Below are 24,951 nucleotides of genomic sequence, written 5' to 3'. Positions count from 1 at the left end.
CGCGCCCGGACGCACCACCGGAGAAGACGGAGTTCATGAGCGACCTTCCACTGCGTTCACAGCTCGCCGTCGCGCTCGGCCGGACGGCCGCGCGGATGTCCCGGCTGGCGGGCAAGGGCGACGGTTCGGTGATCGGCGGCCGGATCGGGCTGCGCCTGGACCCGGAGCTGCTCACCCGGCTGGCCAAGGACCGCAAGCTCGTGCTCGTCAGCGCGACCAACGGCAAGACGACGACCACCCGGCTCATCACGTCGGCGATGACGCCGCTCGGCGAGATCGCCACCAACGCGTTCGGCGCGAACATGCCGACCGGCCACGTGTCCGCGCTGGCGTCCGCGCCGGACGCCCGGTACGGCGTGCTGGAGTGCGACGAGAAGTACGTCCCGATGGTGCTGAAGGAGACCGGCGCGAACGTCGTCGCGCTGATGAACCTCAGCCGGGACCAGATGGACCGTGCCGCCGAGATCTGGCTGCTGGCCGGGAAGTGGCGGCGGGCGCTGGAGGCGTCGCCGCAGAGCCATGTCATCGCCAACTGCGACGACCCGCTCGTCACCTGGGGCGCGGCGACGGCCCGGAGCGTCACGTGGGTCGCGGCCGGGCAGCACTGGCGCGAGGACTCGTGGTGCTGCCCCGAGTGCGGCGGCCCGCTGGACCGGCAGGGCACTGAGGAGGACAGCGACTGGCGTTGCCGCGAGTGCCACTTCGGGCGGCCCAAGCCCGACTGGGTGCTGCGCGGCGACCACGTCCTCGGGCCGGACGGACGGGCGGTGCCGCTGTCGGACGTCCAGCTCCCCGGCCGGGCGAACCGGTCGAACGCGGCGATCGCGCTGGCCGTCGTCGCGCAGTTCGGCGTGCCGCCCGAGCAGGCGCTGCCGCTGCTGGCGCAGGTCAAGTCGGTCGCCGGACGGTACACGACCGTCGAGCACCAGGGCCGCGCGCTGCGGCTGCTGCTGTCGAAGAACCCGGCGGGCTGGCTGGAGGCGTTCGACGTCCTCGCGCCCGCGCCCGGCCCGGTCGCGCTGTCGATCAACGCGCAGGGCCCGGACGGACGCGACACGTCCTGGCTGTGGGACGTCGACTACCGCATCCTGCGCGGCCGTCCCGTCTGGGCGACCGGCGAGCGCCGCGTGGACCTCGCCGCCCGGCTGGAGGCCGCCGACGTGCAGTTCACCGTCGTGGACGACATCGAGCAGGCGGTCCTCGCGGTGCCGCCGGGGCAGCTCGACGTGATCGCCAACTACACCGCCTTCCAGGACATCCGAACGAGGTACGGCCGTGTCGTCTGACCGCATCAAGATCGTCTGGATCTACCCGGACCTGCTGAGCACCTACGGGGACCAGGGCAACACGATCGTCCTGGAGCGCCGGGCGGCGCTGCGCGACATCCCGACCGAGACCGTCCACCTGCGGTCCGACGAGCCCGTGCCCGACGACGGCGACATCTACCTGCTCGGCGGCGGCGAGGACCGTCCGCAGATCCTCGCGGCGCAGCGGCTCCGCGCGGACGGCGGCCTGACCGGCGCGGCGCGGCGCAACGCGGTGATCTTCGCGGTGTGCGCGGGCTACCAGATCATCGGGCACGAGTTCGGCGGCGAGGAGGGCCAGCCGCTGCCGGGCCTCGGCATCCTCGACATCCGCAGCGGGCGCGGGGCGCAGCGCGCGGTCGGCGAGGTCGTCGGGGACGTCGCGGCCGAGCTGAACGTCCCGCGCATCACCGGCTTCGAGAACCACCAGGGCGCGACGACGATCGGGCCGGACGCGCGACCGCTCGCCAAGGTCGTGTCGGGCGTCGGGAACGGCGACGGCCAGGGCTTCGAGGGCGCCTACGCGGGCCACACGCTCGGGACGTACATGCACGGCCCGGCGCTCGTCCGCAACCCGGCCCTCGCGGACCTGCTGCTGACGTGGGCGGTCGGCATGGAACTGCCGCCGCTCCAGCCGTCCTGGTCCGAGCGGCTGCGCGAAGAACGCCTGAACGCGGTTCTGACGCCCCGCTGACCGTCAGCCGACGATCGCCGCGACGACCGCGCGGACGGCTTCGGAGTCCGGAGCGCGCTCGCGGTCGGCGAACAGCAGGTGCGCGGTGCCGACGACGGTCAGCGCGAGCGTGTCGACGTCGGCGCCGTCGGGCAGCCGGTCGCGTTCGGCCGCCAGGTACGCGCGGACCATGGCCATGGCCTCGGTGAGCAGCGGGACGCCGGTGGGCCAGGTGCGGCGGAGGCGGGCGCGCAGCTCGTCCCGGAAGGTGATGAGGCCGACCATCGCGACGGCCACCGCGTCGAACACGTCCACCAGCGCGGCCGTGAGATTGCCGGCGACGGTGCCCGTCCCGGCCGTGGCGAGCAGCACGGCGGTCCGCGCGTCCAGGCGCGCGACGCTGTCGTGGACGAGGTCGGCCAGGAACGCGTCGAAGTCGGCGAAGTGCCGGTGCAGGACGCCCTTGGCGCAGCCCGCCTCGTCGGTGACGGCGCGGCTGGTCAGCGCGTTCGGGCCGTCCCGGAGCAGGACGCGCTCGGCGGCGGCGAAAAGCTGTTCGCGCGCGTCGCGCAGGGCCACGCCGGTGGGCATGGGGAATCCTCTCACTGGCTAAGTGGGCGCTTGCCCACTAGTGTGGGCGCATGCCCACTCTACCGTCGCGCCCCTCGCCGGACGAGCCGCACCGCGCCCGCCACGTCGCCGAATCGTTCGGCGCGGAGGCCGAGCGCTACGACCGGACCCGGCCGCGCTACCCGGACGCGCTGATCGCCCGCGTCGTCGCGGCGAGCCCCGGCCCGGACGTCCTGGACGTCGGCTGCGGCACCGGCATCGCGTCCCGCGCGTTCGCGGCGGCGGGCTGCCGCGTGCTCGGCGTGGACCCCGACGAGCGGATGGCCGCGTTCGCCCGGCGGCGCGGCCTGGCCGTCGAGACCGCGACGTTCGAGGACTGGGACCCGGCGGGCCGCGCGTTCGACGCCGTCGTCGCCGGGCAGTCCTGGCACTGGGTCGACACGGTCGCGGGCGCGGCGAAGGCCGCGAGCGTCCTGCGTCCCGGCGGACGGCTCGCGCTGTTCTGGTACGTGTTCGAGGCCCCGCCCGCCTTGGCCGAAGCGTTCGCCGCCGTCTACGGCCGCGTCCTGCCGGACTCGCCGTTCGCGCGCGGCGTGATGCCCGGCCTGGCCGCCTACTCGACGATCTTCGCCAAGGCCGCCGACGGGATGCGCGCGACCGGAGCCTTCTCCGACCCGGAGGAATGGCGGTTCACCTGGCGGCGCCCGTACACGCGCGACGCATGGCTGGACCAGGTGCCCACCTTCGGCGGCCACACCGCCCTGCCGTCGGAGACCCTGGACGCCCTGCTCGCCGGAGTCGGCGCCGCGATCGACGCCGTCGGCGGCACGTTCCCCGTGAACTACACCGCCGCCGTCGTCACCGCACGCATCGCGTAAAGATGACGCCGGGTGTCAGGTATCGGCGGCATGCTCGGTCGCATGACGGAATCGTTGCAGGGGAAGGTGGCGCTCGTCGCCGGCGGGACGCGGGGCGCCGGGCGGGGCATCGCGGTCGAGTTGGGGGCGGCGGGCGCGACGGTCTACGTGACGGGACGCAGCACGCGCGCCCGGCGGTCGGAGATGGACCGGCCCGAGACCATCGAGGAGACCGCCGAGCTGGTGACGGCCGCCGGGGGGACCGGGATCGCCGTCGCGGTCGATCATCTGGAGAGCGCGCAGGTCCGGGCGCTGGTGGAGCGCATCGACGCCGAGCGGGGACGGCTGGACGTGCTCGTCAACGACATCTGGGGCGGCGAGCTGATGTTCAGTTGGGACGCCACGCTCTGGGAGCACGACCTCGACAAGGGGCTGCGCGTCCTGCGGCTGGCCGTCGACACCCACATCATCACCAGCCATCACGCGCTTCCGCTGCTGCTGCGCAATCCGGGCGGGCTGGTGGTCGAGATGACGGACGGCACCGCGCAGTACAACGCCGAGAACTACCGGGTCTCGTTCTTCTACGACCTCGCCAAGACGTCCGTGCTGCGGATGGCGTTCGCGCAGGCGAAGGAACTCGGGCCGCTCGGCGCGACGGCCGTCGCGCTCACGCCGGGCTGGATGCGCTCGGAGATCATGCTGGACGTCTTCGGCGTCACCGAGGACACCTGGCGCGACGCGCTGGCGAAGGAGCCGCACTTCGCCATCTCCGAGACGCCGCGCTTCACGGGACGGGCCGTCGCCGCCCTGGCCGCCGATCCGGACAAGGCGCGGTGGAACGGGCGGTCGCTGTCCAGCGGCGGCCTGGCGCGGGAGTACGGCTTCACCGATCTGGACGGCAGCCGTCCCGACGCGTGGCGCTACATCACCGAGGTCCAGGACGCCGGGAAGCCCGCCGACACCACCGGCTACCGCTGAGAATCCCAGCGGATTTGTGCGTTCCCACGGTGAGCGTCCCGCGACGGGGAGTAGCGTCCCGTCCATGACGGATCCGTTCCTGCTCTCGCCCGGCGACGCGCCCCGCGACGTCGGCGACCTCACGATCGAAGAACTCCAGGAGCGCACCGGCTGGCCCCCGAGCGTCTTCGACTCGGTGCCGCGCGAGCACGTCGTGTCGTTCCTGCGGCGCGTGGAGGGCTTGGCGCCCCTGAACGAGGAGATCGGCGCGACGCTGGAATCCGCCGGGCTGGACCGCCACGACACCGCCGGCGAGGGGTCCGGCGGCTTCCACGTGGCGACCTGGCTGCGCGACGACGGCGTGGTCGTCTCGTGGGCGCTCCGGGGGCGGATGAACAGCGACGGCGACCCGTTCGAGAGCGCGGTCCACGCCGTCATGCATCCGGCCCTGGCGCGGATCCTGACCGCGGCGGGGTTCGACGCCCAGATCATCCCCGACGACGAGGACGACGCGGGATTCATCCTCGTCACCGGCCGCGCGTGACCCCGGCCCGGTAGGCGGTGGGCGTCGCGCCCGTCCAGCGGCGGACGGCGCGGGTGAACGCGGCCGGGGTGGCGAAGCCGAGGCGCGCGGCGATCGCGGTGACGGGCAGCGTCGTCGCCGCGAGCAGGGCCAGCGCGCGGTCGCGGCGGAACGCGTCGGCGAGCGAGGCGTAGGACAGGCCCTCGGCGCGCAGCCGGAGCTGGAGCGTGCGGGGGCTGACGGCGAGCGCGCGTGCGACGTCCGGCAGGCGCGGCGGCGCGCTGTCGGAGAGCCGCCGCATGACGGACTCGACCGTCGCCGACCAGGGCGCCCGCGCCGCCGCGAGCCGCTGCTCGGCGTACGGTTCGAGCATCGCCAGGACGACCGGGTCCGCCTGCCGGATCCGCGCCGCGAGCGCGCCGGCGCCGAGGTCGCAGGCGTCGCGCGGCTGCCCGAATGCGACCGGCCCGAAGGCGGCGCGGTGCGCGGCGGGGTCGGCGGGCTCGGGACGCCGCAGCCGGACGCGGTCGGGACGCGCCGCACCCCCCGTCAGCCGCGCGAGCACATGGCACACCACGCCGAAGCAGGCGTCGACGGTGTCGGGATCGGCCGCGCCGCCGTCCGGCGACCGGAGGGTGAGCGTCGCGGCGGCCCCGGCGCGCTCGACCACCAGCTCGTTGCGGCCGAGCAGCGGATGGAAGCGCTGGAGGCCGGCGAGCAGCGCGGCGACGTCCGGGCTGTTGGCGAGGATCGGCGGGACGAGCCCGCCCAGCATCGCCGTCTCGGCCCACGCGGCGAACGCCAGCCCCGGCCGCGCGATCCCGGCCGCCCGCAGCGCCGCCCACAGCGGCGTCAGCCAGTCGGCGGCGCCGGCGCTCCCGGGGACGACGCCGTGCGCGTCCGCGAACGCCCGGAGCTGCAGCTCGACGGGCGGTGCGGACGAAGGCAAAGGCGTTGCGCGCAAGGGAAAGCCCGCCCTCCCGGCCCGTTGCGACCGTGGCGTCATGGAACTGCGAACACCGGCCCGGCCGGTCCTGACCTACGGTACCTATCCGTTCCTCGCCGTCGTCACCGGCGTCGTCGCGTGGGCCGTGCTCGCGCACCGGCTGCCGCTCGCGCCGGACGCGGCGGTGGGGCTGCTCGCGCTGACGACCGTCGCCGTCGCCTTCGCGGTGGAGCGGACGAACCCGCTGCTCGACCGCTGGCAGATGACCGGGGACAGTCTCGTCCGCCGCGACCTCCCGTTCATCGGGCTGTCTTTCGTGACTGAGCAGATCGCCACGCTCGGCGTCGCGCTGGCGGCCGTCCGCCTGGTGCCGGACGGCGGGTTCGGCCCGGTCGCCGCGCTACCGGTCGTCGCGCAGGCGGCCGTGGTGCTGCTCGCGCTCGACCTGCTCTGGTACGGCTACCACCGCGCGGCGCACACGCTGCCGCGCCTGTGGCGGGCGCACGGGGTGCACCATTCGCCGTCGCAGGTGTACGTGCTGGTGCACCTGGTGTTCCACCCGATCGACCTGCTGGTGTCCCGGTTCGTGATCGCGCTGGTCGTCTTCCGGCTGAGCGGCGCGACGCCGGGGGCGGCGTTCCTGGCCGTGCTCGTCCTCAACCTGCAGCAGACGATCAGCCACGTGAACTCCGACGTCCGCACCGGCCCGCTCAACTTCGTGTTGATCGGCGCGGAGACGCACCGCTGGCACCACGGCGCGGGTGAACGGGTCAACTACGGCTCGGTGCTCGCCGTGTGGGACATCGTCTTCCGCACGTTCGTCCACACGCCGCGCCGCGTTCCGGACGCGCTCGGCCTGGACGACCCGGCGTCCTTCCCCGACCCGCGCGGCTTCCGCACCGCGCTGGCCTGGCCGTTCCGCCGGGCGTCGGTTCAGTAGACGAGCGCCTGCGTTCCCTCGGTCATGATCTCCTCGACGAACGTGGGGGCGCCCGCGATCCGGACGCCGTCGATGACGTCGCCGGGGCCGATGTCGCGCCGCGCCGCGCACTGCGTGCAGAGCGTCACCCGGCCGCCCGCGAGGACGGCCGCGAGCAGGTCGGGCAGCGGCGCGGCGTGCGGCAGGTCGAGGTCGGCGGCGCGGCCGGGCAGCGCGAACCAGGCGGACTCGCCGGTCAGCCACAGCGACACCGGCACGCCGCTCGCGACCGCCGCCGCCGCGACGGTGAACGCCTGGTTGCACCGCTCGGCGCCGTCCGCGCCCGCGGTCACCTTGATCACCAGAGACTTGGCCATGCCGGGCACTCTAGACCCGCCCGGTGCGCCCGCCCGGCGGGCGGTAGGGTCGGCGGGTGGGCATGGCGAACGCGATCATCCTCGTGCTGGCGTGCGGGCTCGTCGCGGCGGCGCTGACGCTGCTGGTCGTCCGGCTGAACCGGCTGCGCTAGCCGGACGCGGGCCGTACGTCGACCGGACGCGGGGCGCGCGGCGTCCCGGTACGCTCGGGCGCCATGGAGCCTGATCTTCATCCCGATCTGAAACCGCTGGAATTCCTGCTCGGCACCTGGAAGGGCGCCGGGGTCGGCGACTATCCGACCATCGAGGAGTTCCGGTTCGGCCAGGAGGTCACGTTCGGCCACAACGGCAAGCCGTTCCTGATCTACGAGAGCAGGACGTGGCTCATCGAGGAGGACGGTTCGCTCGGCCGTCCGCTCGGCCGCGAGACCGGGTACTGGCGGCCCCGGCCGAACAACGAGGTCGAGGTGACGCTGGCGCACCCGACCGGCATCGTGGAGATCTACGTCGGGAACGTGGCGTTCCACCGCGTCGAACTGCAGACCGACGTCGTCGCGCGCACCGCCTCGGCGAAGGAGGTCACGGCCGGGACCCGGATGTACGGGCTCCTGCCGGAGAAGGACGGCGCGCGCGATCTCGGCTGGGTGTACGAGATGGCGGCGATGGGTCAGCCGCTCCAGGTGCACCTGTCGGCGCAGCTCAAGTACGCCGGGTGAAGGTCATGTGCGTGACGCCGGACGGGCTCGTCACGGACTCGATGTCGAAGCGCTCCTCCAGCCCTTCGAGCCCGTCCCACAGCCGCACGCCCCGGCCGAGGATGATCGGCGAGATGACGACGTGCAGGTGGTCGATGAGGTCGGCCGCGAGGTAGGCGCGGACGGTGCTCGGCCCGCCGCCGATGCGCACGTCCAGCCCGCCGGCGGCCTCGCGCGCCTGCTTCAGGACGTCCTCGATCGGCGCGTCGACGAAGTGGAACGTCGTTCCGCCTTCCATCTCGACGGACGGCCGCGGGTGGTGCGTGAGGACGAACACGGGCGTGTGGAACGGCGGGTTGTCGCCCCACCAGCCGTTCCAGTCGTGGTCCTCCCACGGGCCGCGCTGCGGGCCGAACTTGTTGCGGCCCATGATCTCGGCGCCGATTCCCGGGCCGAACTGGCTGGCGAACGCCTCGTCCACGCCGTGGCTGCCGTCGGACTCGCCCTGCATCGCGCGGAGCGTCCGCGTGCCGAAGAACCACTTCATGAGCCGTCCGTCGGCGTGGCCGAACGGGGATTCCATGGTCTGGCCCTCGCCGGTGGCGAAGCCGTCGAGCGAGACGCCGAAGTTGTGGACGCGGACTCGGGACATCGTTTCCTCCTAGGGTGATTGCGTTTCGCAACCGCTAAGAGGAGCGTAGACTAGGTGCTTGCGAAATGCAATCACCTGGAGGCGAGCATGGAACCGCGGTCGGGATGCGCGATCAACGCGGCGGTGGAGGCGCTGGGCGACCGGTGGAGCCTGATCGTCCTGCGCGACGTGATCTTCGGGAACCGCCGGCACTTCCGCGAGCTGCTCGCCAGGAACGACGAGGGGATCGCGTCCAACATCCTCAGCAGCCGGCTGAAGGCGCTGGTGGCGGGCGGGCTGCTCACCCACGAGGACGCAGGGCGCGGACGGCGCGGGACCTACAGCCTCACCGAGGCGGGCATCCGCACCGTCCCGGTCATGGCGGCGCTCGGCACCTGGGGCCTGGCGCACCGGCCGACGTCCTACGAACTGGGCGTCCGGGCGCAACTGCTGGAGGACGGCGGGCCGGAGCTGTGGAACGACCTGATGGACGAGCTGCGCGAACTGCACCTCGGGATCCCGCGCCCGGACACGGGCCGTCCGAGGGCGTCGGAGCTGCTGCGCGCCGCCTACGAACGGGCGGTCGCGGAAAAGGAAAAAGCCTCCGAACCTTCCCCGCGGGTGCGGGGGCGATGAGAGGACTGGCTCATCTGGTTCGGAGGCCCGGTGCCTGCCTGGAATTCGCCGGTCGCGTCCACGACCGGTCCCCGTGCCCCGACAGGCGGCTAGCTCGCCTGCAAGAGCGGTGGGTCCGAGGCGTGACGGCGACTAGCGGACAGCCACCTCGCAAGCCCTACTGTCACTCATACCTAGGACCACCTCCTTTCCTGCGTGGCAGCACGTTATGCGACGCGCGCGAGACGAGGCAAGCGTGTTTTCGGCGACATACACTCGGCGCATGGCGGACACGTGGCAGGAGGAGCTGCGGGCCAAGGGATACCGGATCACGCCCCAGCGGCAGCTCGTCCTGGAGGCCGTCGCCGCCCTTGAGCACGCGACCCCCGAGGAGATCTGCGCGCAGGTGCGGCGCACCGCGCAGGGCGTGAACATCTCCACCGTCTACCGGACGCTGGAGCTGCTGGAGGAACTCGGGCTCGTCAAGCACGCGCACCTCGGGCACGGCCCGCCGAACTACCACCTGGCGACCGAGGCCGAGCACATCCACCTCGTCTGCCGGGGCTGCGGACGGGCCGAGGACGCCGACCCGTCCGCCGCGTCCGGGCTGGCCGCGCAGCTCGCCGAGCGGTTCGGATTCGTCACCGACGTGCATCACCTCACGGTCTACGGCGAGTGCCGCGACTGCCGGGAGTGAGCGCATAGTCTGGTGGCCATGAGGAGTCCGCTGCTCGATCTGCACGGGGCCGTCGCCGCCGACGCGCCCGACCAGGACGTCGCCGCGCACTACGGCGAACCGGCGCAGGAACAGCGGGCGCTCGAAACCGGCGCCGGGTTCGTGGACCGGAGCAACCGCGGGGTCGTGCGGGTGTCCGGGCCGGACCGGCTGTCGTGGCTGCACAGCCTGCTCAGCCAGCGCCTCGACGCGCTCGCCCCGCACGAGCCGACGCAGGCGCTCCTGCTGGACGCCAACGGGCGCATCGAGCACCACCTGCACCTGGTGGACGACGGGGAGGCCGTCCTCGCGCACGTCGAGCCGGGCACCGCGCCCGCGCTCGTCGCCTTCCTGGACCGGATGCGGTTCATGCTCCGCGTCGAGGTCGCCGACGTCACCGCCGAGTACGCCGCCGTGACCGGGCCCGCGACGTTCGAGGGCGTCGCGTTCCCGGACGTCGCGGGGCTCACCACGACGCTGATCCCGCGCGCCGCGCTCGGCTCGTCCGACCTGCGTCCGGCGGGGCTGTGGGCGTACGAGGCGCTGCGGATCGAGGCGCACGTCCCCCGGTTCGGGCGCGACACCGACGAACGCGCGATCCCGCACGAGATGGGCTGGATCGAGACGGCCGTCCACCTGCACAAGGGCTGCTACCGGGGCCAGGAGACGGTCGCGCGGGTGGAGAACCTCGGCCGTCCGCCGCGCCGCCTGACGTTCCTGCACCTGGACGGCAGCGTCGACCGGCTGCCCGCACACGGCGACCCGGTCGAGATCCCCGGCGGCCGGACGGTCGGGTTCGTCGGCTCGGCCGCGCGGCACCGCGAACTCGGCCCGGTCGCGCTCGCGCTGGTCAAGCGGAACGTCCCGGTGGACGCCGACCTGCTCGCCGGGGGCGTCGCCGCCGCGCAGGAGGTCGTCGTGCCGCCCGACACCGGCGCCAACGCCGAGATCGCGCTGCGCCGCCAGCCCGCGCGCCGGGCGTAAACCGGGCCGAGTCCGGGCAGATCCCGGGGCACAGCGCGCCCCGGGAGAGGAAGGCCGGCCGTGGACTCCGACAACGAGCCGCCCGCCGGCCGCGCCCGGCCCGGCCGCCGGCGCCGCCGCAGGCGGGAGCCCGTCGCGGTGTGGTGGACGGTCTTCGCGGCCGTCGCGGTCGCGGCCGTCTGGACGGCGTCCTGGCGGCTCGCGCTGTTCGGCGTGCTGCTGTGGTGCGGGTACGAGTTCCTGTTCGTCCCGGCGGTGTGCCGGGTGATGACGCGGCAGGGGTTCTCGTGCCGCGAGCCCGTCCGGGGACGGCTGTTCGCGTGCCGGGGCGAGCACCAAAGGTTGAAGAACGAGGCGCTGTGGCGGCTGGCGGGACGCCGTCCGGCCGAGCCGGGCCCGTGGATCGTCCGGGCGCGGCTGGCGCAGGCCGACCTGATCGTGCTGCTGTCGGCGGCGGCGGGCACGGTGGTCATCCTCGCCGGTACGGTCTACGGGCTCGTCCGCTGACCCGTACGATGACGCTCCGCAAACGTCTCGATGAGGAGAGTCATGGGTCACCGGACCGACTACCTGTACCTGCACTCCGCGCCGGACCTCGGCGGCGAGGAACTGCTGGTGCCCGAGCAGGACGGGTGCGTGCCGCTGTCCGCGCCGTTCGTCACCGCGTCGGCGGTCAACCGGTCGCACGAGCGCGACGTGCACCTCTTCACCGACGAGGCGTGCGCGGGCGCGCCGGCCGTCGTCGTGCCGCGCAAGACGAAGCTGGACGCGTTCGGCCCGGTCACCGTCGCGGCGCTGCGCTTCGCCTGACGGGTGGCGCGGCGGCCCCCGGCCGCGAGACAGTCGGGAGCGAGACCGGGAGGCGATGATGCGGCGCGACGAACACGGACTGGAACTGCGGGGGACGGACGAGGCCGTCCGCCACTACGACCGGGCGCTCCACGAGCTGCTGCACTTCCGCGCGGCGGTGGACGCCGAGGCGAAGGCCGCGCTGGCGGCGGACCCGGGGTTCGTGCTCGGGCACGTCCTCGCGGCCTACCTGGGGGTGCTCACCACCGACGCGGCGGAGACGCGCGCGGCCCGCGACCGGTACGCCGCGTTCCGCGCGACGCTGGACGGCCCCGGGCTGCTGCCGCGCGAACGCGCGCACGTCGCGGCCGTCGAGGCGCTGCTCGGCGGCGACCTGCGGGCGTGCGGCGCGCTGCTCGCCCGGATCACCGAGGAGCATCCGCGCGACGTCCTCGCGCTCATCGCCGGGCACCAGATCGACTACCTGACCGGCGACGCCCGCGCGCTGCGCGACCGCGTCGGCGGCGCTCTGTCGGCCTGGCACGACGACGACCGGCACCGCGGCCACCTGCTCGGCATGTTCGCGTTCGGGCTGGAGGAGGCCGGCCACTACGACCGCTCCGAGGACGTGGGCCTGCGTGCGGTCGAGCTGAACCCGAAGGACGTGTGGGCGATCCACGCCGTCGCGCACACCTACGAGATGCAGGGACGGTTCCGCACCGGGCTCGGCTATCTGGACGCGCGGCTCGCCGACTGGTCCACCGGGACGTTCTTCAACGTCCACACCTGGTGGCACTACGCCCTCTACGCGCTGGAGGCGGGCGACGCGGCGCGGGCGCTGGAGATCTACGACGCCGTCCTGCACGGCCCGGACGCCGCCGGGATGCCGATGGACCTGCTCGACGCGTCCGCGCTGCTGTGGCGGCTGCTGCTGGAGGGCGACGGCCAGGACGGACGGTGGGGCGCGCTCGCCGACGCGTGGGAGCCGCTGGCCGCCGAGCCGTGCTCGGCGTTCAACGACATGCACGCGGTGATGGCGTTCGTCGGCGCGGGCCGGTTCGCGGCGGCGGACGCGCTCGTCGCGAACCGCGTCGCCTACCTCGAACACGACCTCGGCGCCACGAACCAGGAGATGACGGCGCGCGTCGGGCTCCCGGTGTGCCGCGCGCTCATCGCCTACGGGCGCGGCGACCACGAGCGGACCGTCGATCTGCTCTGGCCGGTCCGCCACCGCCTCCACGAGTTCGGCGGCAGCCACGCGCAGCGCGACGTCGTCCAGAAGACGCTGCTGGAGGCCGCGCTGCGCGGCGGACGGTTCGGGCACGCGCGGGTGCTGACGAGCGAGCGGGTGAACGTCCGTCCGTGCAGCCCGTTCAACTGGCTCAAGCACGCCGCCGTCGCCGACGGCCTCGGCGAGCGGGGCGCCGCCGCGCTGGCCCGCGCCCGCGCCGCCGACCTGCGGGGGGCCGTCGGAGCCGGGTGAGACGCGGCTGCCTATATTGGCGCCATGAGCGTCAATCCGGTCCTGGTCGAGGTCGAGCGGTCCGGGTTCGTGGAGTCGCGGCACCGGGGGAGCGCGGTCGGGCTCGGCGCGGACGGGACCGTCGCCGCGTCCGCCGGGGACCCCGCCGAGCCGGTGTTCCCGCGCTCGGCGAACAAGCCGATGCAGGCCGTCGCCATGCTGCGCTCGGGCCTGGACCTGGACGGCGAGCTGCTGGCCCTCGCCGCCGGAAGCCATTCGGGCGAGGACTTCCACGTCGCGGGCGTCGAACGGATCCTGGCGGGCGCCCGGCTGGGCGCCGGCGATCTGCAATGCCCCGCGTCGTGGCCGCTGGACCCGGCGGTGGAGCGGCAGGTCGTCCGGGACGGCGGGACGCGGTCCGCGCTGCGCATGAACTGCTCCGGCAAGCACGCCGGGATGCTCGCCGCGTGCGTCGCGGCGGGCTGGCCCACCGCGACCTATCTGGAGCCGGACCATCCGCTCCAGCTCGCGGTGCGGGCGGCCGTCGCCGAGCTGACGGGCGAGAAGCCCGCCGCGACCGGCGTGGACGGCTGCGGCGCGCCGCTGCTCGCGGTGTCGGTGACGGGCGTCGCGCGGGCGTTCCGGCGGCTCGTCCTGGCCGAACCGGGGACGCCCGAACGCCGCGTCGCCGACGCGATGCGCGCCCATCCGCAGTGGACGTCCGGCACGCGCCGCGAGGAGAACACCCTGATGCGGGCGGTCCCCGGGCTGCTCGTGAAGTGCGGCGCCGAGGGCGTGGACGCGTTCGCGTGCGCCGACGGCCGGGCGGGCGCCGTCAAGATCGACGACGGCGCCATGCGCGCCCGGACGCCGGTGACGGTCGCGCTGCTGCGCGCCCTCGGGGCCGTCGGGGCCGACGATCTCGCGGAGCTAGCCGCGCCGCTGCTTCACGGTGGTGCCGTACCGGTGGGAGCGGTCCGGGTCGCTCCGGGCCTCTTCCTCGGGTGACACCGGGATCTGGTCCGGCGCGTAGCTGTGCGAGAACATCCCGTGCGATGACTTCTGGAAGCCGCCCTTGACGGGTCCGCGCTCGGGCGCGGGCTCGCATCCGGGCGAGACGTGACGGGTCCGGACCGCGCCGAACGCCGTCAGGGCCAGCCAGCCGGCCAGGGCCAGGAACATGACGACCGGCCCGATCCAGAAGAGGGTGTTGAGCCCGAGGCGCCAGCCTTGGGCGTGCGTCGCGGCCATGAGTGCTGCGTTCATCGGTTCCACCTCCTCCGCCTCTTGCCGTAACCGGAGCGGACGGGCTCAAACCATTGACAGCGGGTCGAGCCATAACCCTATAGTGCTACGACCCTAGATAAATAGAGGATGTGGCCATGACCGCTGTCCTGCGAGCCGAAGGGCTCGGCAAGAGGTACGGGAAACGCTGGGCGCTGACCGACTGCACGCTGGACGTCCCGTCCGGGCACGTCGTCGGCCTGGTCGGCCCCAACGGCGCGGGGAAGACGACGCTGCTCAGCCTCGCGAGCGGGCAGGCGACCCCGAGCGCGGGACGCGTCACCGTGCTCGGCGGCGGCCCCGGGCGGCTGGCGCGCGTCGGGTTCGTCGCCCAGGACACTCCGACGTACGCCGGGCTGACCGTCGCCGAGCACCTGCGGCTCGGCGCCCGCCTCAACCCGCGCTGGGACGACGCCTACGCCCGCGAGCGCGTCGCCCGCGTCGGCCTGGACCCCGCGCGCCGGGCCGGGCGGCTGTCGGGCGGCCAGCGCGCCCAGCTCGCGCTGACGCTCGGCCTCGCCAAGCGGCCCGAGCTGCTGTTCCTGGACGAGCCCGTCGCCGCGCTCGACCCGCTCGCCCGCCGCGCGTTCGTCCAGGGCCTGATGGAGGCCGCCGCCGAGCAGGGGATCAGCGTGGTGCTGTCGTCCCACCTGGTGTCGGACGTCGAGCGCGCGTGCGACTACCTGGTCGTCCTCGTCGGCTCGCGGGTCCGGCTCGCGGGGGAGACCGACGCGCTGCTCGCCGCGCACCGCCGCCTCACCGGGCCGCCCGGCGCGCCGCCGCCGGGCTGGCACGCCGTCGGCGCCGTCCACGCCGAGCGGCAGAGCAGCTACATCGCCCGCGCCGACGACCCCGTGCCCGACCCGGCCTGGACGGTCACCGAGGTCGGCCTGGAGGATCTCGTCCTCGCCTACATGTCGGAGGAACGATGATCTGGCTGACCTGGCGGCAGTTCCGGGCGTCCGCCGCGACGGCCGCCGCGCTGCTGGCCGCGCTCGCCGCCGTCCTCGCGCTCACCGGGCCCGGCATGGCCGACGACTACGCCGCAGGTGTCGTCGCGTGCAAACGCCGTCCGGGCGGATGCGGCAACTTCTACCAGGACTTCTACCACGCGCACATGGCGGCGTTCTTCGGCGTCACGGTCGTCGTGCTGCTGCTGCCCGCGCTGCTCGGCCTGTTCTGGGGCGCGCCGCTGATCACCCGCGAGCTGGAGACCGGCACGCACCGCCTCGTCTGGAACCAGAGCGTCACCCGGACGCGGTGGCTGACCGTCAAGCTCGGGCTCGTCGGGCTCGGCGCGACGGCCGCCGCCGGGATCGGCAGCCTCGCCGTCACCTGGTGGGCCGGGCCGCTGGACGCGAGCGCGGCGCGCAACACCCCGAGCTTCCCCCGGATGGGGCCGCTGCTGTTCGACGCGCGCGGGCTCGTCCCGGTCGCCTACGCGGCGTTCGCGTTCCTGCTCGGCGTCGCGGTCGGGACGGTCGTCCGCCGCACGCTGCCCGCGATGGCCGTCACGCTGGCGGTCTTCGCGGTCGTCCAGCTCGCGATGCCGCTGCTCGTCCGGCCGCACTTCGCCGCGCCGGTCCGGGCGTCCCAGACGATCGGCACGGCGAACCTGGACGACTTCTTCGTCGGGCACAACGGCGAGCCGGTCCAGATGACCGTGCAGTCCCAAGCGCCCGGTGACCCGAACGCGTGGGTGCTGGAGAACCGGCTCGTGGACGCGGCGGGGCGCCCGACCAACGGGACGATCAAGGTCTCCACGACGTCCGGGCCGTGCGCGCCGGAGCAGAGCGCGCCGCCCGGCGGCGCCCCCGGCCAGGCGGGACGGCCGCCGGCCGGGGAGTCGCCGATCTCCGCCTGCCTCGCCGAGATCAACCGGCTCGGCTACCGGCAGCGGCTCGTCTACCAGCCGTCGAGCCGCTACTGGGCGTTCCAGTGGGCCGAGACGGGGATCTTCGCGGTGCTCGCCGCCGGGCTCGCCGGGTTCTGCTTCTGGACGGTCCGCCGCCGGCTGTCCTGACCCCTCACCCGGTCACCTTGGCGAGGAACCCTTCCAGGTTCGCCGTGGTGCGGGCGATCTGCTCCTCCAGCGTCAGCGTCTCCTGGAGCCGGCCGCCCGCGCCCACGCTTTTCTTGCGGCGCACATAGAGGGAGCAGGCCAGATCGGAGCAGAGATAGGAGCCGACCGTGTTGCCCTGCTGGCCGCGCTCCCCGGCCCGGCGGGCGGTCATCAGCGCGACGCCGCCGCCCGAGTGCGTGGTCAGGCACAGCGAGCACATGCTGCGCCGCAGATGCGTGGCGTGCGGGGACGCCAGCCGCAGCGCGACCGCCGTGAACCCGTCGTTGTGCTCGGTGACGATGTAGGCGCGCTGCGGGGCGGCGGGGTCGCGCCAGCCGAGGAAGTCCAGGTCGTCCCAGGGGCGTTCGGCCAGGTCACGCGGGACGGCCAGCCGCTTGGCCTCGCCGCGCGTGCAGTTGACGAAGGACGTGCGGATGTCGCGCTCGGTGACGGGTCTCATGCGTCGCAGCGTATGTTGCCTAAATGTATTAGGCAAACAATTAAAATGTCTCGGCGGCGCGGGCGGCCTCGACCAACTCGTTCACCGCCGCCAGGCCGAGCGGGACGCCGAACGTCCGGAACTTCACCAGCGGCACCCCGCGCTGCAACGCGAGCATCATCGGGGACGTCCGCTCCCCGGCGAGGTCGGGCGCGTCGGTGGCCAGCCGGGCGCGCAGCAGCGGGCCGCCGACCGGGTGGTCCAGCCACTCGCCGAGCGTGGACATGCCGGTGAGCGTCGGCAGATGGCCGTCGCCCGGCGTCGTCAGCTCGGCCGTCAGCCGGACGTCGCGGGACGACGCGCCGACCTCGACCGTGAAGCGGCCCGCCGAGACCGCCCACGCGCCGCGTCCGGTGGACCACCAGGCGATGTCGCGTCCGGTGAGCGCGAATGTCACCCGCTCGGCGGCGCCCGGCGCGAGGAACACCTTGCGGAAGCCGCGCAGCTCGTGGCGCGGACGGGTCGGAAGGTCCTCGGCGAACGCGGTGTAGAGCTGGACGACCTCGGCGGCGGCGCGTCCGCCCGTGTTCGTGACGGTCAGCTCGACCGTCCAGGCGTTCGGGCCGGTCTCGGTCACCGCGAGGTCTGAATACTCGAACGTCGTGTACGTCAGGCCGTGGCCGAACGGATAGGCGACCTCGGTGCCCAGCGTGTCGTGGTGCCGGTAGCCGACATAGCGGCCCTCGCCGTAGACGACATGCCCGTCCCCGCCGGGGAAGTGCAGGTAGGACGGCACGTCGGCGAGCCGGAGCGGGATCGTCTCGGCGAGCCGCCCCGACGGGCTGTGCGCGCCGAACAGCAGGTCCGCGACGGCCGCGCCGCCCGCCTGGCCGAGCAGCCAGCCCTCCAGGACGGCCGCCGCCGCGTCCCGCCACTCCGCGACCGACACCACGCCGCCGTTGGCGAGCACCACCACGACCTTTCGGCAGGCCTCGGCGACCGCGCGCAGCAGGGCGATCTGGTCGGCGGGCAGGTCCAGGGACGTCCGGTCGAAGCCTTCGGACTCGGCCTCCTCGGGCAGGCCGAGGAACAGCAGCGTCACGTCGGCGGCCCCGGCGGCGGCGACCGCCTCGGCGCGCAGGCCGTCGTCCGGGGCGCCGTCCAGCCGGTACCCTGCGGCGAAGTCCAGCGTGGCGGCGGTCCCGGCCGCCCGGAGCGCGGTCCACGCGTCGTCCAGCCGGGTCGGGACGACGTGGGAGCTGCCGTGGCCCTGGTAGCGGGGCGTCCGGGCCAGCTCGCCGATCACGGCCACGCGCTGCGCGGCGCCGGGATCAAGCGGGAGGACGCCGTCGTTCTTCAGCAGCACGGCCGCGCCGCGCGCCGCCTCGCGGGCCAGCTCGTGGTGGGCGTCGGCGTCCCAGCCGTCGAAGCGCTCGCGCCGGTCGACGCGGCGGACGAGCGCCCGCATCCGGTCGGCGGCGCGGGTGACGTCGGCCTCCTCCAGCCGGCCCGCGCGGACGGCGGCCACGATCTCGTCGTCGGTCCGCGACGGCGGCATCTCCAGGTCGAGCCCGGCGCGCAGCGCCTCGACCCGGTCGTTGACCGCGCCCCAGTCGGACACGACGAGCCCGTCGAAGCCCCACTCGCCGCGCAGCAGGTCGGTGAGGAGCCAGCGGTTCTGGCTCGCGTAGACGCCGTTGATCTTGTTGTAGGAGCACATCACCGCGTACGGCCGCGCGTCGGTGACGATCCGCTCGAACGCGGCGAGGTAGATCTCGCGGAGCGTCCGCTCGTCCACGTCGGCGCTGACGCGCATCCGGTCGGCCTCCTGGTTGTTCACCGCGAAGTGCTTCACGCAGGCGCCGACGCCGAGCGACTGGACGCCGTCCACCAGGGCCGCACCGAGCACGCCCGTGAGGTGCGGGTCCTCGGAGAAGTACTCGAAGTTGCGCCCGCACAGCGGCGACCGCTTGATGTTGACGCCGGGGCCGAGCACGACGTCCGCGCCGAGCGCCGACGCCTCCCGCGCGAGCGCCGCGCCGACCCGCCGCACGAGACCCGCGTCGAACGACGCGCCGAGCGCGACGGCGGGCGGAAAGCAGGTGGCCGGGACGCTGTGCATGAGCCCGAGCGCGTCGCCGTCGCGCCGCTCCTGCCGCCGGATCCCGTGCGGCCCGTCGGTGAACGTGACGGCCCGGACGCCGTCCACCGCCGTGCTGTCCCACGTCGAACTCCCGGACGTGAGCGACGCCTTCTGCTCCAGGCTCAATTCGGACATGCGGCACCTCCGGGGACGTTCCTATCAGTCCCAGGGGGCGTTGTCCTCGCGGGCGAGCGAGCGGCGGCGCTCGGCGGGCTCGGCGGGCAGGCCGTCGCCCTGCTCCCAGGCCGGACCGCCGTGGCCCATCCCGCCGGTGATCGGTCCGCGATGCGGGACCATCCGCGACGACGCCTCCGGGTAGCGCTTCTTCGACCCGGCGAGCATCAGCAAGACGAGCCACAGCGCCAGCGCCAGGACCACGACGATCGGTCCCGCGACGGCGTACCACGTCGGCCCGATCGGGGCCGCGGCGATCGGTTCGGTCATGCCCGACCCCTACCCCGCCGTCGCGGTCACAGCCCCCGCGACTGCGAGATGGACCCGGACGTCGCCAGCGTGAACACGCGCACGGACTCGGCGAAGTTCGTCAGGTCCCACTCGGCCGGGCCCTCGTACCAGTACAGGTTGTCGGCGCGCTCGGCCTGCTCGCCCGCGTCCTTGACCGTCTCGGCCCAGCGCGGGACGACCCCGAAGACCACCGCGTACGGCAGGAACCGCGAGAACAGCGCGATCCGCTGCCGGGGCGCGTCGGCCGTGCTCGCGGGGATCTCGCCGCGCTCCAGGAACGCCCGGAACCCGATCATGTGGGCGAGGACGGTCGAGCCCTGCGCGGTTTTGGCGGGCATGTACTGGCCGCCGTACGCCATCGCCGCGCCCGCGATGATCACCGCGAGCCCGGCCAGCGCGAAGTCGGTGGTGAACGCGAGCGCGGCCGTACCGGCGATCCCGAGGACGGTCAGGACGAGCCCCGCGACCGTCCACCGCGACCGCGTCGTGTCCGGACGGCGCGCGAACCAGCCCTGCTCCACGACGTCGGCGTACATCGCCGACCGCACCCGCGCGAGCTGCGTCGCGAACGCCCCGCCCAGCTCCGACAGCTTGACGCTCTCGCGCGGCGTGCCGTCGGGGGCGGTGAACAGCGCGTCGCGCAGGATGCGCTCGTAGGTCAGCAGCTCGTCGTCGGGGCGGTCGAGGCGGCGCAGCGCCCAGTCGGTGCGGCCGGTGACGGCCCGGTCCTCCTCCTCGATGAGCAGGTAGCCGCGGACGGCCAGGTCCACGATCGTGGCGGTGACGTCGATGACGTCGGCCTGCTCGTCGATCAGCGTGCCGATCTGGCCGGGGCGGACGCCGTCCGGCGGCTCGAACCCCGCGCCCGCGACCGGCGCCTGGTCGCCCTCGGCGGCCTTCTTGCCGACGACCCGGACGTCCCGGCCGCGCAGCAGGTACAGCACCAGGAACCCGCCCGCGAGCAGGACCAGCAGCCCGAGCAGCGCGCCCGCCGTGACCGCGTTGACGGAGAACGCCGTCGCCGCCGTGTGCCGCCGCTCGTAGATCGGCTTGCCGCCGGTCGTGCCGGGCGGCAGGCCCGCGACGACCGTCAGGTGCTCGCCGGGCAGCATCGTCTGCTGGTCGTACACGCCCTGGGTGTGCGTGTGGTTCGTGTAGTACTGCGTGCAGCCGATGACGCTCTCGATCGGCCCGGCGAAGCAGTTGACGTTGCGGATCATGGCGTCGGCGTCCACGGTGACGCGCGCCTCGTCCAGCCGCACCGGCCAGCCGCCGACGGCGGGCCAGCGCAGCTCCTCCAGCCCGCCCGCGGGCGCGACGATCCCGCTCACGTCGTACTGGAGCGTGATCGTGTGCGCGCCGGTCAGCTTCCGGCCGTTCCTGATCCGGATGACGGTGCTGTCGCCGTCGCGGGACCGTCCGGCGAGCGTGAACCCGTCCGCCGCGCCGACGGTGACGTTCGCGATCCGGTACACGCGGTCCTGTGTGACGCTGTGGTGCTGGCGCGTGACGAACCGGCGCTCCAGCCGGTCGCTCCCGGTGAACCAGTAGGTGATCGTCTCGCGGACCTTCGCCGTGCCGTGCGCGCCGACCGTCAGGGCCACCTCGTCCTTGACGACCCGCTGCTCGCCCGACGCGTTCGGGACGGCGGCGGACGCGGACGCGGCGGGGCCGACCGCGAGAACGCCCGCAAGGACGGCGACGAGCGTCTTCCGCAAGCGACCCGGGGTCGCGATACCGGACATGGCAGCGAATCGTAGCGGGAAGGCGTGCGATGATTTCGCGCTATGGCAGGCCATCGTCCCCCGCAGCCGCCCTACCTCCTGCCGGAGCGTCCGGGCGGCCGGGTCCGGACGTACGCGCACGTGCCGCGCCGCCGTCCGCCGCGCCGCTCGGCGGGCGGGACGATCGCCGGGCTCGTGGGCGGGCTGGCGGCGGTGCTCGTCCTCGGCGCCCTCGGGTTCGCGGGCTACGGCGCGCTGACGCGGGCGTCGTCGACCGGGGTCGCGGCGGGCGCGCCCGTGCCGCGCCGGGTCGCGACGGGGAACAGGCTGTACACGTCGGGGAAGCTGGTGCCCGTCCGGTGCGCGCTGCCCCGGCTGACGGATGAGGGCCCGTCGATGCGCCGCTTCATGGAGACGCTGAGCGACTGCCTGGACGCGTCCTGGACCGGTCAGTTCCGCCGCAGCGGGATGAAGTACACCGTCCCGCACCGCGTGTTCTGGGACCAGCCGGGCCGCAGCCCGTGCGGTTCGTATCCGAGCCCCGGGTCGTCGGCGTTCTACTGCCCGGCCAACAACACGATGTACGTAGGGCTGCGGCACATTGTGGAGACGTCCGGCGGGGAGCCGCTGTCGCACTACGCGGTGTTCGCGCGGGTGATCGCGCACGAGTACGGGCATCACGTCCAGGACAGCGCGGGGATCCTCGCCTACGGGCAGCAGGAGATGGAGAAGGGCGACGACCCGGCCCGCACCGAGGCTAGCCGCCGGATCGAGTTGCAGGCGCAGTGCCTGGCCGGGGCGTTCCTCGGCGCCGAGCGGGCGACGCTGCCGATGACGCGGCTCCAGTACGAGGCGATGCTGAACGACGTCCGGCACCGGGGCGACGACGGCCAGCCGGCCGACCGGCGCGACCACGGGTCCGGACGGCACTACGCGGGCTGGCTCGTCCTCGGCTACCGGGGCGACGGCCCGGCGGTCTGCACCACGTGGACGGCACCCGCTTCGGATGTCTCCTAGCCGTTTGTGACGGTTTTCACCGCCGGGTGCTAGCTGGAGTGCTTGCAATAGCAAGCACCATGACGCAGGGTGGGGACATGGCAAGTTCCAAGGTCGGCTCGATCGGGGAATACATCCGGGAGCAGCGCACGCGGGCGAAGATCTCGCTGCGCCAGCTCGCGGACGTCTCGGGGATCTCCAACCCGTATCTGAGCCAGATCGAGCGCGGCCTGCGCAAGCCGAGCGCGGAGATCCTGGCGCAGATCGCCAAGGGTCTGCGGATCTCCGCCGAGGCGCTGTACGTGCAGGCCGGGATCCTTGAGGACCGCGCGGCCGACACGGACGTGCAGGCTTCGATCCGGGCCGACCTGCTGCTCACGGAGCGGCAGAAGCAGGTGCTGCTGGACATCTACGACTCGTTCCGCCGCGAGAACGAGGCGGACGACTTCGATGCCGGCGCACCGGACGATCCGAGAGAGGACGAGGTCGGATGACCCTCGCAAGCACCCTCCGAGAGAACAAGGCCGTCTACACCGTCGCGGGCGCGGGCGACCTGGCCGTCGCGAAGATCCGCGAAGTGCCGGGCGCGGTCGGGAAGTACGGCGTCGAGGCCCGCAAGAACGTCGAGAAGTACCGCGGGAGCGTCCGCGAGGCGGTCGAGAAGTACCGCGCCGAGGCCGCCAAGAACGTGGAGAAGTACCGCGCCGAGGTCCGCAAGAACGTCGACCGGTACCGCGAGGAGGCGTCCGGGAACGTCTCCAGGCTCCAGGAGCGGGTGGAGGTCAAGGAACTCCCGAACACCGCCGCCACCTACGTCACGGAGCTGAGCACCCGGACGGTCTCGTTCATCGACGAACTGGCCGAGCGCGGCAAGAAGGTCGTCCACCGGACGGCCGCCGAGGTCACGGTGACGGCCCAGGCCGTCGCCGAGGTCGCGGCCGAGGACGCCGACCAGCCCGCCGCCGCCGAGAAGGCCGCGACGGCGCGCAAGACGGCGAAGTCGCAGACGCGCTCCGCCGCGAGCAAGCCGAAGTCCTGACCCGCGACACGCCGGGCGGGGGCTTTCCGGCCCCCGTCCGGCGCGCGGCTGCGGGGAACAACGGGGCGGGCCCGGTCGTCTTTTCCACAGCGGCCCCGTGATCTCGCGGGACGGCGCCCGTCCCGCGTAGGGTCGTGGCGGAAGCGATGGACCGGCGGCGTGCGCGCCGCCCGAGACCAGGCAGGAGCGTTGATCGCCGGTGACCGGCTTCGGCGTACTGGACTACTTCTTCTGGCTGCTCCTGATCATCGCGTTCGTGACGGAGGCGTTCGCCCTCGTGGACTCGCTGCTCGTCCCGTCGAACGCCTATCTGGCGGCGGGCAAGCAGAACAAGAAGCTGTGGACGATCCTGCTGGCCGTGGCCACGGTGATCGGGCTGGCGCTGGTCGTGCTGCCGACGCAGGGCGCGTCCCCGATCGCGCTGCTGCTCGGCATCCTGCCCGTCGCGGCGTTCATCGCGGCGGCCGTCTACCTCGCCGACGTCCGTCCGGCGGTGAAGCCGTACAAGGGCAACAAGGGCGGCGGCCGGAGCGGCATGGGGCCCTACGGCCCCTGGTGACGGTCACGTGAGGTGGACGAACCGCGGCTTCGGGTGCATCAGGAAGTCGTGGTGGGAGATGTTCCACGCGTAGGCGCCCGCCATCGTGAAGGCGACGACGTCGCCGACGCCGAGCGAGCCCGCGTCCGTCCGGCGCGCGAAGACGTCCTTGGGCGTGCAGAGCTGGCCCACCAGCGTGACGGGCTCCGCCGTGCGCGGCCCGGCCGTGGCGCGGCGCAGGACGGTGAACGGGTGGTCGTGGTTCTTCGTCACGGGCGTGCGCAGGTGCATCGTGCCGCCGCGCAGGACGGCGTACCACGCGCCGTGGGAGCGCTTCACGTCCAGGACGTCCGTGACGTACCAGCCGCAGTAGACGGTCATCGCGCGGCCCGGCTCGATGCGCAACGTCTCGCCGCGCCGGGCCAGTTTCCGCAGGCCCGCCGCGTACGCGGGCCAGTCGAAGCGATGGGACGGGTCGGCGTAGTCGACGGCCATGCCGCCGCCGAGGTTGATCTCCGGGTCCGGGACGCCGGTCAGCCACGGGCGCGCCCAGGCCAGGACGGCGGCGGACTGCGCCAGCAGCGCCGGGGCGTCCAGGCCGGACGCCAGATGGGCGTGGATCCCGCGTAGCCGCAGGTGGGGCGCCTCGGCGAGGATCGGTCGGCAGTCCTCGACCGCCGCCGGGTCCATGCCGAACGGGCCGGACATCGCCAGGGCGGCGTTCGAGCGGTCGACCGAGAGGTTCACGCGCAGCAGGACGTCCACCGCACGCCCCAACGCCGCCAATCGGCGCAGTTCGTGCGGGCTTTCCACGTGGACGCGGTGCACGCCGTGCTCCAGGCCCGTCCGGAGTTCGGAGTCGGTCTTGCCGGGGCCGCCGAAGGCCAGGCGCGCGTCCGGCAGGACGGTCCGGACGTGCTCCAGCTCGCCCCCGGACGCGACCTCGACGCCGTCCACCAGCGGCGCCAGCGTCCGCAGGACCGGCGCCTCGGGGTTGGCCTTGGCCGCGTAGTACAGCTCCGCCGCGCCGTCCAGCGCGGCGCGGATCGCCGCCACGTGGTCGCGCAGGCCCGCCAGGTCGTAGACGAAGGCGGGCAGGCCGTCCGCGGCCTCCGCCAGCACGCGCTCGCCGAACAACGGTGTCCTTTCCCGGGGCTTTCCAGGCTACGACCGCCGTCCGGCAGAAGCCGACGGGGGCGCCGGTGGTGGCTATGACACCGGCGCCCCCGCCGCAATGCGAGGCG

The 24,951-nt window shown here is 73.7% G+C and carries 30 protein-coding genes; 20 read left to right on the top strand and 10 right to left on the bottom strand.

The annotated features are described in order from the left end of the window. Positions 1-35: 35 nt before the first annotated feature. Entirely contained in the window at positions 36-1,286 is a 1,251-nt protein-coding gene (locus tag BTM25_RS00575) for a Mur ligase family protein (RefSeq protein ID WP_103560803.1), read from the top strand. Beyond that, positions 1,276-1,998: a type 1 glutamine amidotransferase gene (locus tag BTM25_RS00570; RefSeq protein WP_103560802.1), complete on the top strand. Its 723-nt coding sequence runs from the start codon at positions 1,276-1,278 to the stop codon at positions 1,996-1,998. Before BTM25_RS00575 ends, BTM25_RS00570 begins: the two co-directional genes overlap by 11 nt. 3 nt (positions 1,999-2,001) lie before the next feature. Here BTM25_RS00570 and BTM25_RS00565 read toward each other — a convergent pair whose 3' ends face one another. Continuing rightward, the gene (locus tag BTM25_RS00565; protein ID WP_103560801.1) at positions 2,002-2,568 is read right to left on the bottom strand and encodes a TetR/AcrR family transcriptional regulator; all 567 of its coding nucleotides are present in this window, start codon (positions 2,566-2,568) and stop codon (positions 2,002-2,004) included. A gap of 50 nt (positions 2,569-2,618) precedes the next feature. On the opposite strand from BTM25_RS00565, the gene BTM25_RS00560 reads away from it, so the two are divergent. The 3 genes from BTM25_RS00560 (at position 2,619) to BTM25_RS00550 (ending at position 4,905) form a co-directional block, all read left to right on the top strand. Beyond that, entirely contained in the window at positions 2,619-3,425 is an 807-nt protein-coding gene (locus BTM25_RS00560; RefSeq protein WP_103560800.1) for a class I SAM-dependent methyltransferase, read from the top strand. Positions 3,426-3,467: 42 nt separating this feature from the next. Further along, positions 3,468-4,382 (top strand): SDR family oxidoreductase, encoded by a 915-nt coding sequence (locus tag BTM25_RS00555; protein WP_103562652.1) that lies wholly within the window; start codon positions 3,468-3,470, stop codon positions 4,380-4,382. 64 nt (positions 4,383-4,446) lie between these two features. After that, positions 4,447-4,905: a hypothetical protein gene (locus BTM25_RS00550; protein ID WP_103560799.1), complete on the top strand. Its 459-nt coding sequence runs from the start codon at positions 4,447-4,449 to the stop codon at positions 4,903-4,905. Here the strand turns inward: BTM25_RS00550 and BTM25_RS00545 are convergent. Continuing rightward, positions 4,889-5,833: an AraC family transcriptional regulator gene (locus tag BTM25_RS00545; protein WP_168211957.1), complete on the bottom strand. Its 945-nt coding sequence runs from the start codon at positions 5,831-5,833 to the stop codon at positions 4,889-4,891. The two genes, BTM25_RS00550 and BTM25_RS00545, sit on opposite strands and share 17 nt — an antisense overlap. Positions 5,834-5,888: 55 nt before the next feature. Between BTM25_RS00545 and BTM25_RS00540 the strand changes: the two genes are divergently transcribed. Further along, on the top strand, positions 5,889-6,770 hold the full coding sequence (locus tag BTM25_RS00540; protein ID WP_103560797.1) for a sterol desaturase family protein: 882 nt from the start codon (positions 5,889-5,891) through the stop codon (positions 6,768-6,770). On the opposite strand, the gene BTM25_RS00535 is transcribed toward BTM25_RS00540, so the two are convergent. Then, positions 6,764-7,126, bottom strand: a complete 363-nt coding sequence (locus BTM25_RS00535; RefSeq protein ID WP_103560796.1) for a DsrE family protein — start codon at positions 7,124-7,126, stop codon at positions 6,764-6,766. The two genes, BTM25_RS00540 and BTM25_RS00535, sit on opposite strands and share 7 nt — an antisense overlap. A gap of 215 nt (positions 7,127-7,341) precedes the next feature. Here BTM25_RS00535 and BTM25_RS00530 point away from each other — a divergent pair, with 215 nt between their 5' ends. Continuing rightward, positions 7,342-7,842 carry an FABP family protein gene (locus BTM25_RS00530; protein WP_103560795.1) on the top strand — a complete coding sequence of 167 codons (501 nt, stop codon included), beginning with the start codon at positions 7,342-7,344 and terminating at the stop codon, positions 7,840-7,842. Here the strand turns inward: BTM25_RS00530 and BTM25_RS00525 are convergent. Beyond that, positions 7,826-8,473 (bottom strand): dihydrofolate reductase family protein, encoded by a 648-nt coding sequence (locus BTM25_RS00525; protein WP_103560794.1) that lies wholly within the window; start codon positions 8,471-8,473, stop codon positions 7,826-7,828. The genes BTM25_RS00530 and BTM25_RS00525 overlap by 17 nt on opposite strands. 87 nt (positions 8,474-8,560) lie before the next feature. Here BTM25_RS00525 and BTM25_RS00520 point away from each other — a divergent pair, with 87 nt between their 5' ends. From BTM25_RS00520 to BTM25_RS00490, 7 genes are all read left to right on the top strand, one after another. Beyond that, positions 8,561-9,088 (top strand): winged helix-turn-helix transcriptional regulator, encoded by a 528-nt coding sequence (locus tag BTM25_RS00520; protein ID WP_103560793.1) that lies wholly within the window; start codon positions 8,561-8,563, stop codon positions 9,086-9,088. 262 nt (positions 9,089-9,350) lie between these two features. Further along, positions 9,351-9,764 (top strand): Fur family transcriptional regulator, encoded by a 414-nt coding sequence (locus BTM25_RS00515; RefSeq protein WP_103560792.1) that lies wholly within the window; start codon positions 9,351-9,353, stop codon positions 9,762-9,764. Positions 9,765-9,782: 18 nt separating this feature from the next. Beyond that, a complete protein-coding gene (ygfZ, locus tag BTM25_RS00510; protein WP_103560791.1) occupies positions 9,783-10,766 on the top strand; it encodes a CAF17-like 4Fe-4S cluster assembly/insertion protein YgfZ in 984 nt (327 codons plus the stop codon). 60 nt (positions 10,767-10,826) lie between these two features. Next, positions 10,827-11,273, top strand: coding sequence for a hypothetical protein (locus BTM25_RS00505; RefSeq protein WP_103560790.1), 447 nt, complete (start codon positions 10,827-10,829; stop codon positions 11,271-11,273). 42 nt (positions 11,274-11,315) lie between these two features. Then, entirely contained in the window at positions 11,316-11,576 is a 261-nt protein-coding gene (locus BTM25_RS00500) for a hypothetical protein (RefSeq protein ID WP_103560789.1), read from the top strand. Positions 11,577-11,634: 58 nt separating this feature from the next. After that, positions 11,635-13,038 (top strand): tetratricopeptide repeat protein, encoded by a 1,404-nt coding sequence (locus BTM25_RS00495; RefSeq protein WP_103560788.1) that lies wholly within the window; start codon positions 11,635-11,637, stop codon positions 13,036-13,038. Positions 13,039-13,062: 24 nt separating this feature from the next. Next, a complete protein-coding gene (locus BTM25_RS00490) occupies positions 13,063-14,025 on the top strand; it encodes an asparaginase (protein ID WP_103560787.1) in 963 nt (320 codons plus the stop codon). On the opposite strand, the gene BTM25_RS00485 is transcribed toward BTM25_RS00490, so the two are convergent. Next, complete coding sequence (locus BTM25_RS00485) at positions 13,948-14,283, bottom strand: hypothetical protein (protein ID WP_146058906.1); 336 nt, start codon at positions 14,281-14,283, stop codon at positions 13,948-13,950. The two genes, BTM25_RS00490 and BTM25_RS00485, sit on opposite strands and share 78 nt — an antisense overlap. A gap of 116 nt (positions 14,284-14,399) precedes the next feature. Here BTM25_RS00485 and BTM25_RS00480 point away from each other — a divergent pair, with 116 nt between their 5' ends. Further along, entirely contained in the window at positions 14,400-15,233 is an 834-nt protein-coding gene (locus tag BTM25_RS00480) for an ABC transporter ATP-binding protein (RefSeq protein WP_103560785.1), read from the top strand. After that, positions 15,230-16,324 carry an ABC-2 transporter permease gene (locus BTM25_RS00475; RefSeq protein ID WP_103560784.1) on the top strand — a complete coding sequence of 365 codons (1,095 nt, stop codon included), beginning with the start codon at positions 15,230-15,232 and terminating at the stop codon, positions 16,322-16,324. Before BTM25_RS00480 ends, BTM25_RS00475 begins: the two co-directional genes overlap by 4 nt. Positions 16,325-16,328: 4 nt before the next feature. Here BTM25_RS00475 and BTM25_RS00470 read toward each other — a convergent pair whose 3' ends face one another. The 4 genes from BTM25_RS00470 to BTM25_RS00455 are packed head-to-tail and all read right to left on the bottom strand — an operon-like array spanning position 16,329 to position 21,155. Next, positions 16,329-16,823, bottom strand: coding sequence for an FBP domain-containing protein (locus BTM25_RS00470; protein ID WP_103560783.1), 495 nt, complete (start codon positions 16,821-16,823; stop codon positions 16,329-16,331). Between the two features lie 40 nt (positions 16,824-16,863). Then, positions 16,864-19,080, bottom strand: coding sequence for a glycoside hydrolase family 3 C-terminal domain-containing protein (locus BTM25_RS00465; RefSeq protein ID WP_103560782.1), 2,217 nt, complete (start codon positions 19,078-19,080; stop codon positions 16,864-16,866). Positions 19,081-19,104: 24 nt separating this feature from the next. After that, positions 19,105-19,389, bottom strand: coding sequence for a hypothetical protein (locus BTM25_RS00460; RefSeq protein WP_103560781.1), 285 nt, complete (start codon positions 19,387-19,389; stop codon positions 19,105-19,107). A gap of 26 nt (positions 19,390-19,415) precedes the next feature. Then, positions 19,416-21,155: a DUF2207 domain-containing protein gene (locus BTM25_RS00455; RefSeq protein WP_103560780.1), complete on the bottom strand. Its 1,740-nt coding sequence runs from the start codon at positions 21,153-21,155 to the stop codon at positions 19,416-19,418. A gap of 42 nt (positions 21,156-21,197) precedes the next feature. Here BTM25_RS00455 and BTM25_RS00450 point away from each other — a divergent pair, with 42 nt between their 5' ends. The 4 genes from BTM25_RS00450 (at position 21,198) to BTM25_RS00435 (ending at position 23,728) form a co-directional block, all read left to right on the top strand. Continuing rightward, positions 21,198-22,151 carry a neutral zinc metallopeptidase gene (locus tag BTM25_RS00450; RefSeq protein WP_235827962.1) on the top strand — a complete coding sequence of 318 codons (954 nt, stop codon included), beginning with the start codon at positions 21,198-21,200 and terminating at the stop codon, positions 22,149-22,151. A gap of 77 nt (positions 22,152-22,228) precedes the next feature. After that, positions 22,229-22,624, top strand: a complete 396-nt coding sequence (locus BTM25_RS00445; RefSeq protein ID WP_103560779.1) for a helix-turn-helix domain-containing protein — start codon at positions 22,229-22,231, stop codon at positions 22,622-22,624. Further along, positions 22,621-23,169 (top strand): hypothetical protein, encoded by a 549-nt coding sequence (locus tag BTM25_RS00440; RefSeq protein WP_103560778.1) that lies wholly within the window; start codon positions 22,621-22,623, stop codon positions 23,167-23,169. Before BTM25_RS00445 ends, BTM25_RS00440 begins: the two co-directional genes overlap by 4 nt. 199 nt (positions 23,170-23,368) lie before the next feature. After that, positions 23,369-23,728 carry a DUF2516 family protein gene (locus BTM25_RS00435; protein ID WP_103560777.1) on the top strand — a complete coding sequence of 120 codons (360 nt, stop codon included), beginning with the start codon at positions 23,369-23,371 and terminating at the stop codon, positions 23,726-23,728. Between the two features lie 3 nt (positions 23,729-23,731). On the opposite strand, the gene BTM25_RS00430 is transcribed toward BTM25_RS00435, so the two are convergent. Beyond that, a complete protein-coding gene (locus tag BTM25_RS00430; protein WP_103560776.1) occupies positions 23,732-24,844 on the bottom strand; it encodes a type III PLP-dependent enzyme in 1,113 nt (370 codons plus the stop codon). Positions 24,845-24,951: the final 107 nt, after the last annotated feature.

Source organism: Actinomadura rubteroloni (assembly GCF_002911665.1).
Lineage (GTDB): Bacteria > Actinomycetota > Actinomycetes > Streptosporangiales > Streptosporangiaceae > Spirillospora > Spirillospora rubteroloni.
The sequence above is the reverse complement of the archived record's forward strand: the minus strand, read 5'-3'. Positions and strand labels throughout refer to the sequence as shown.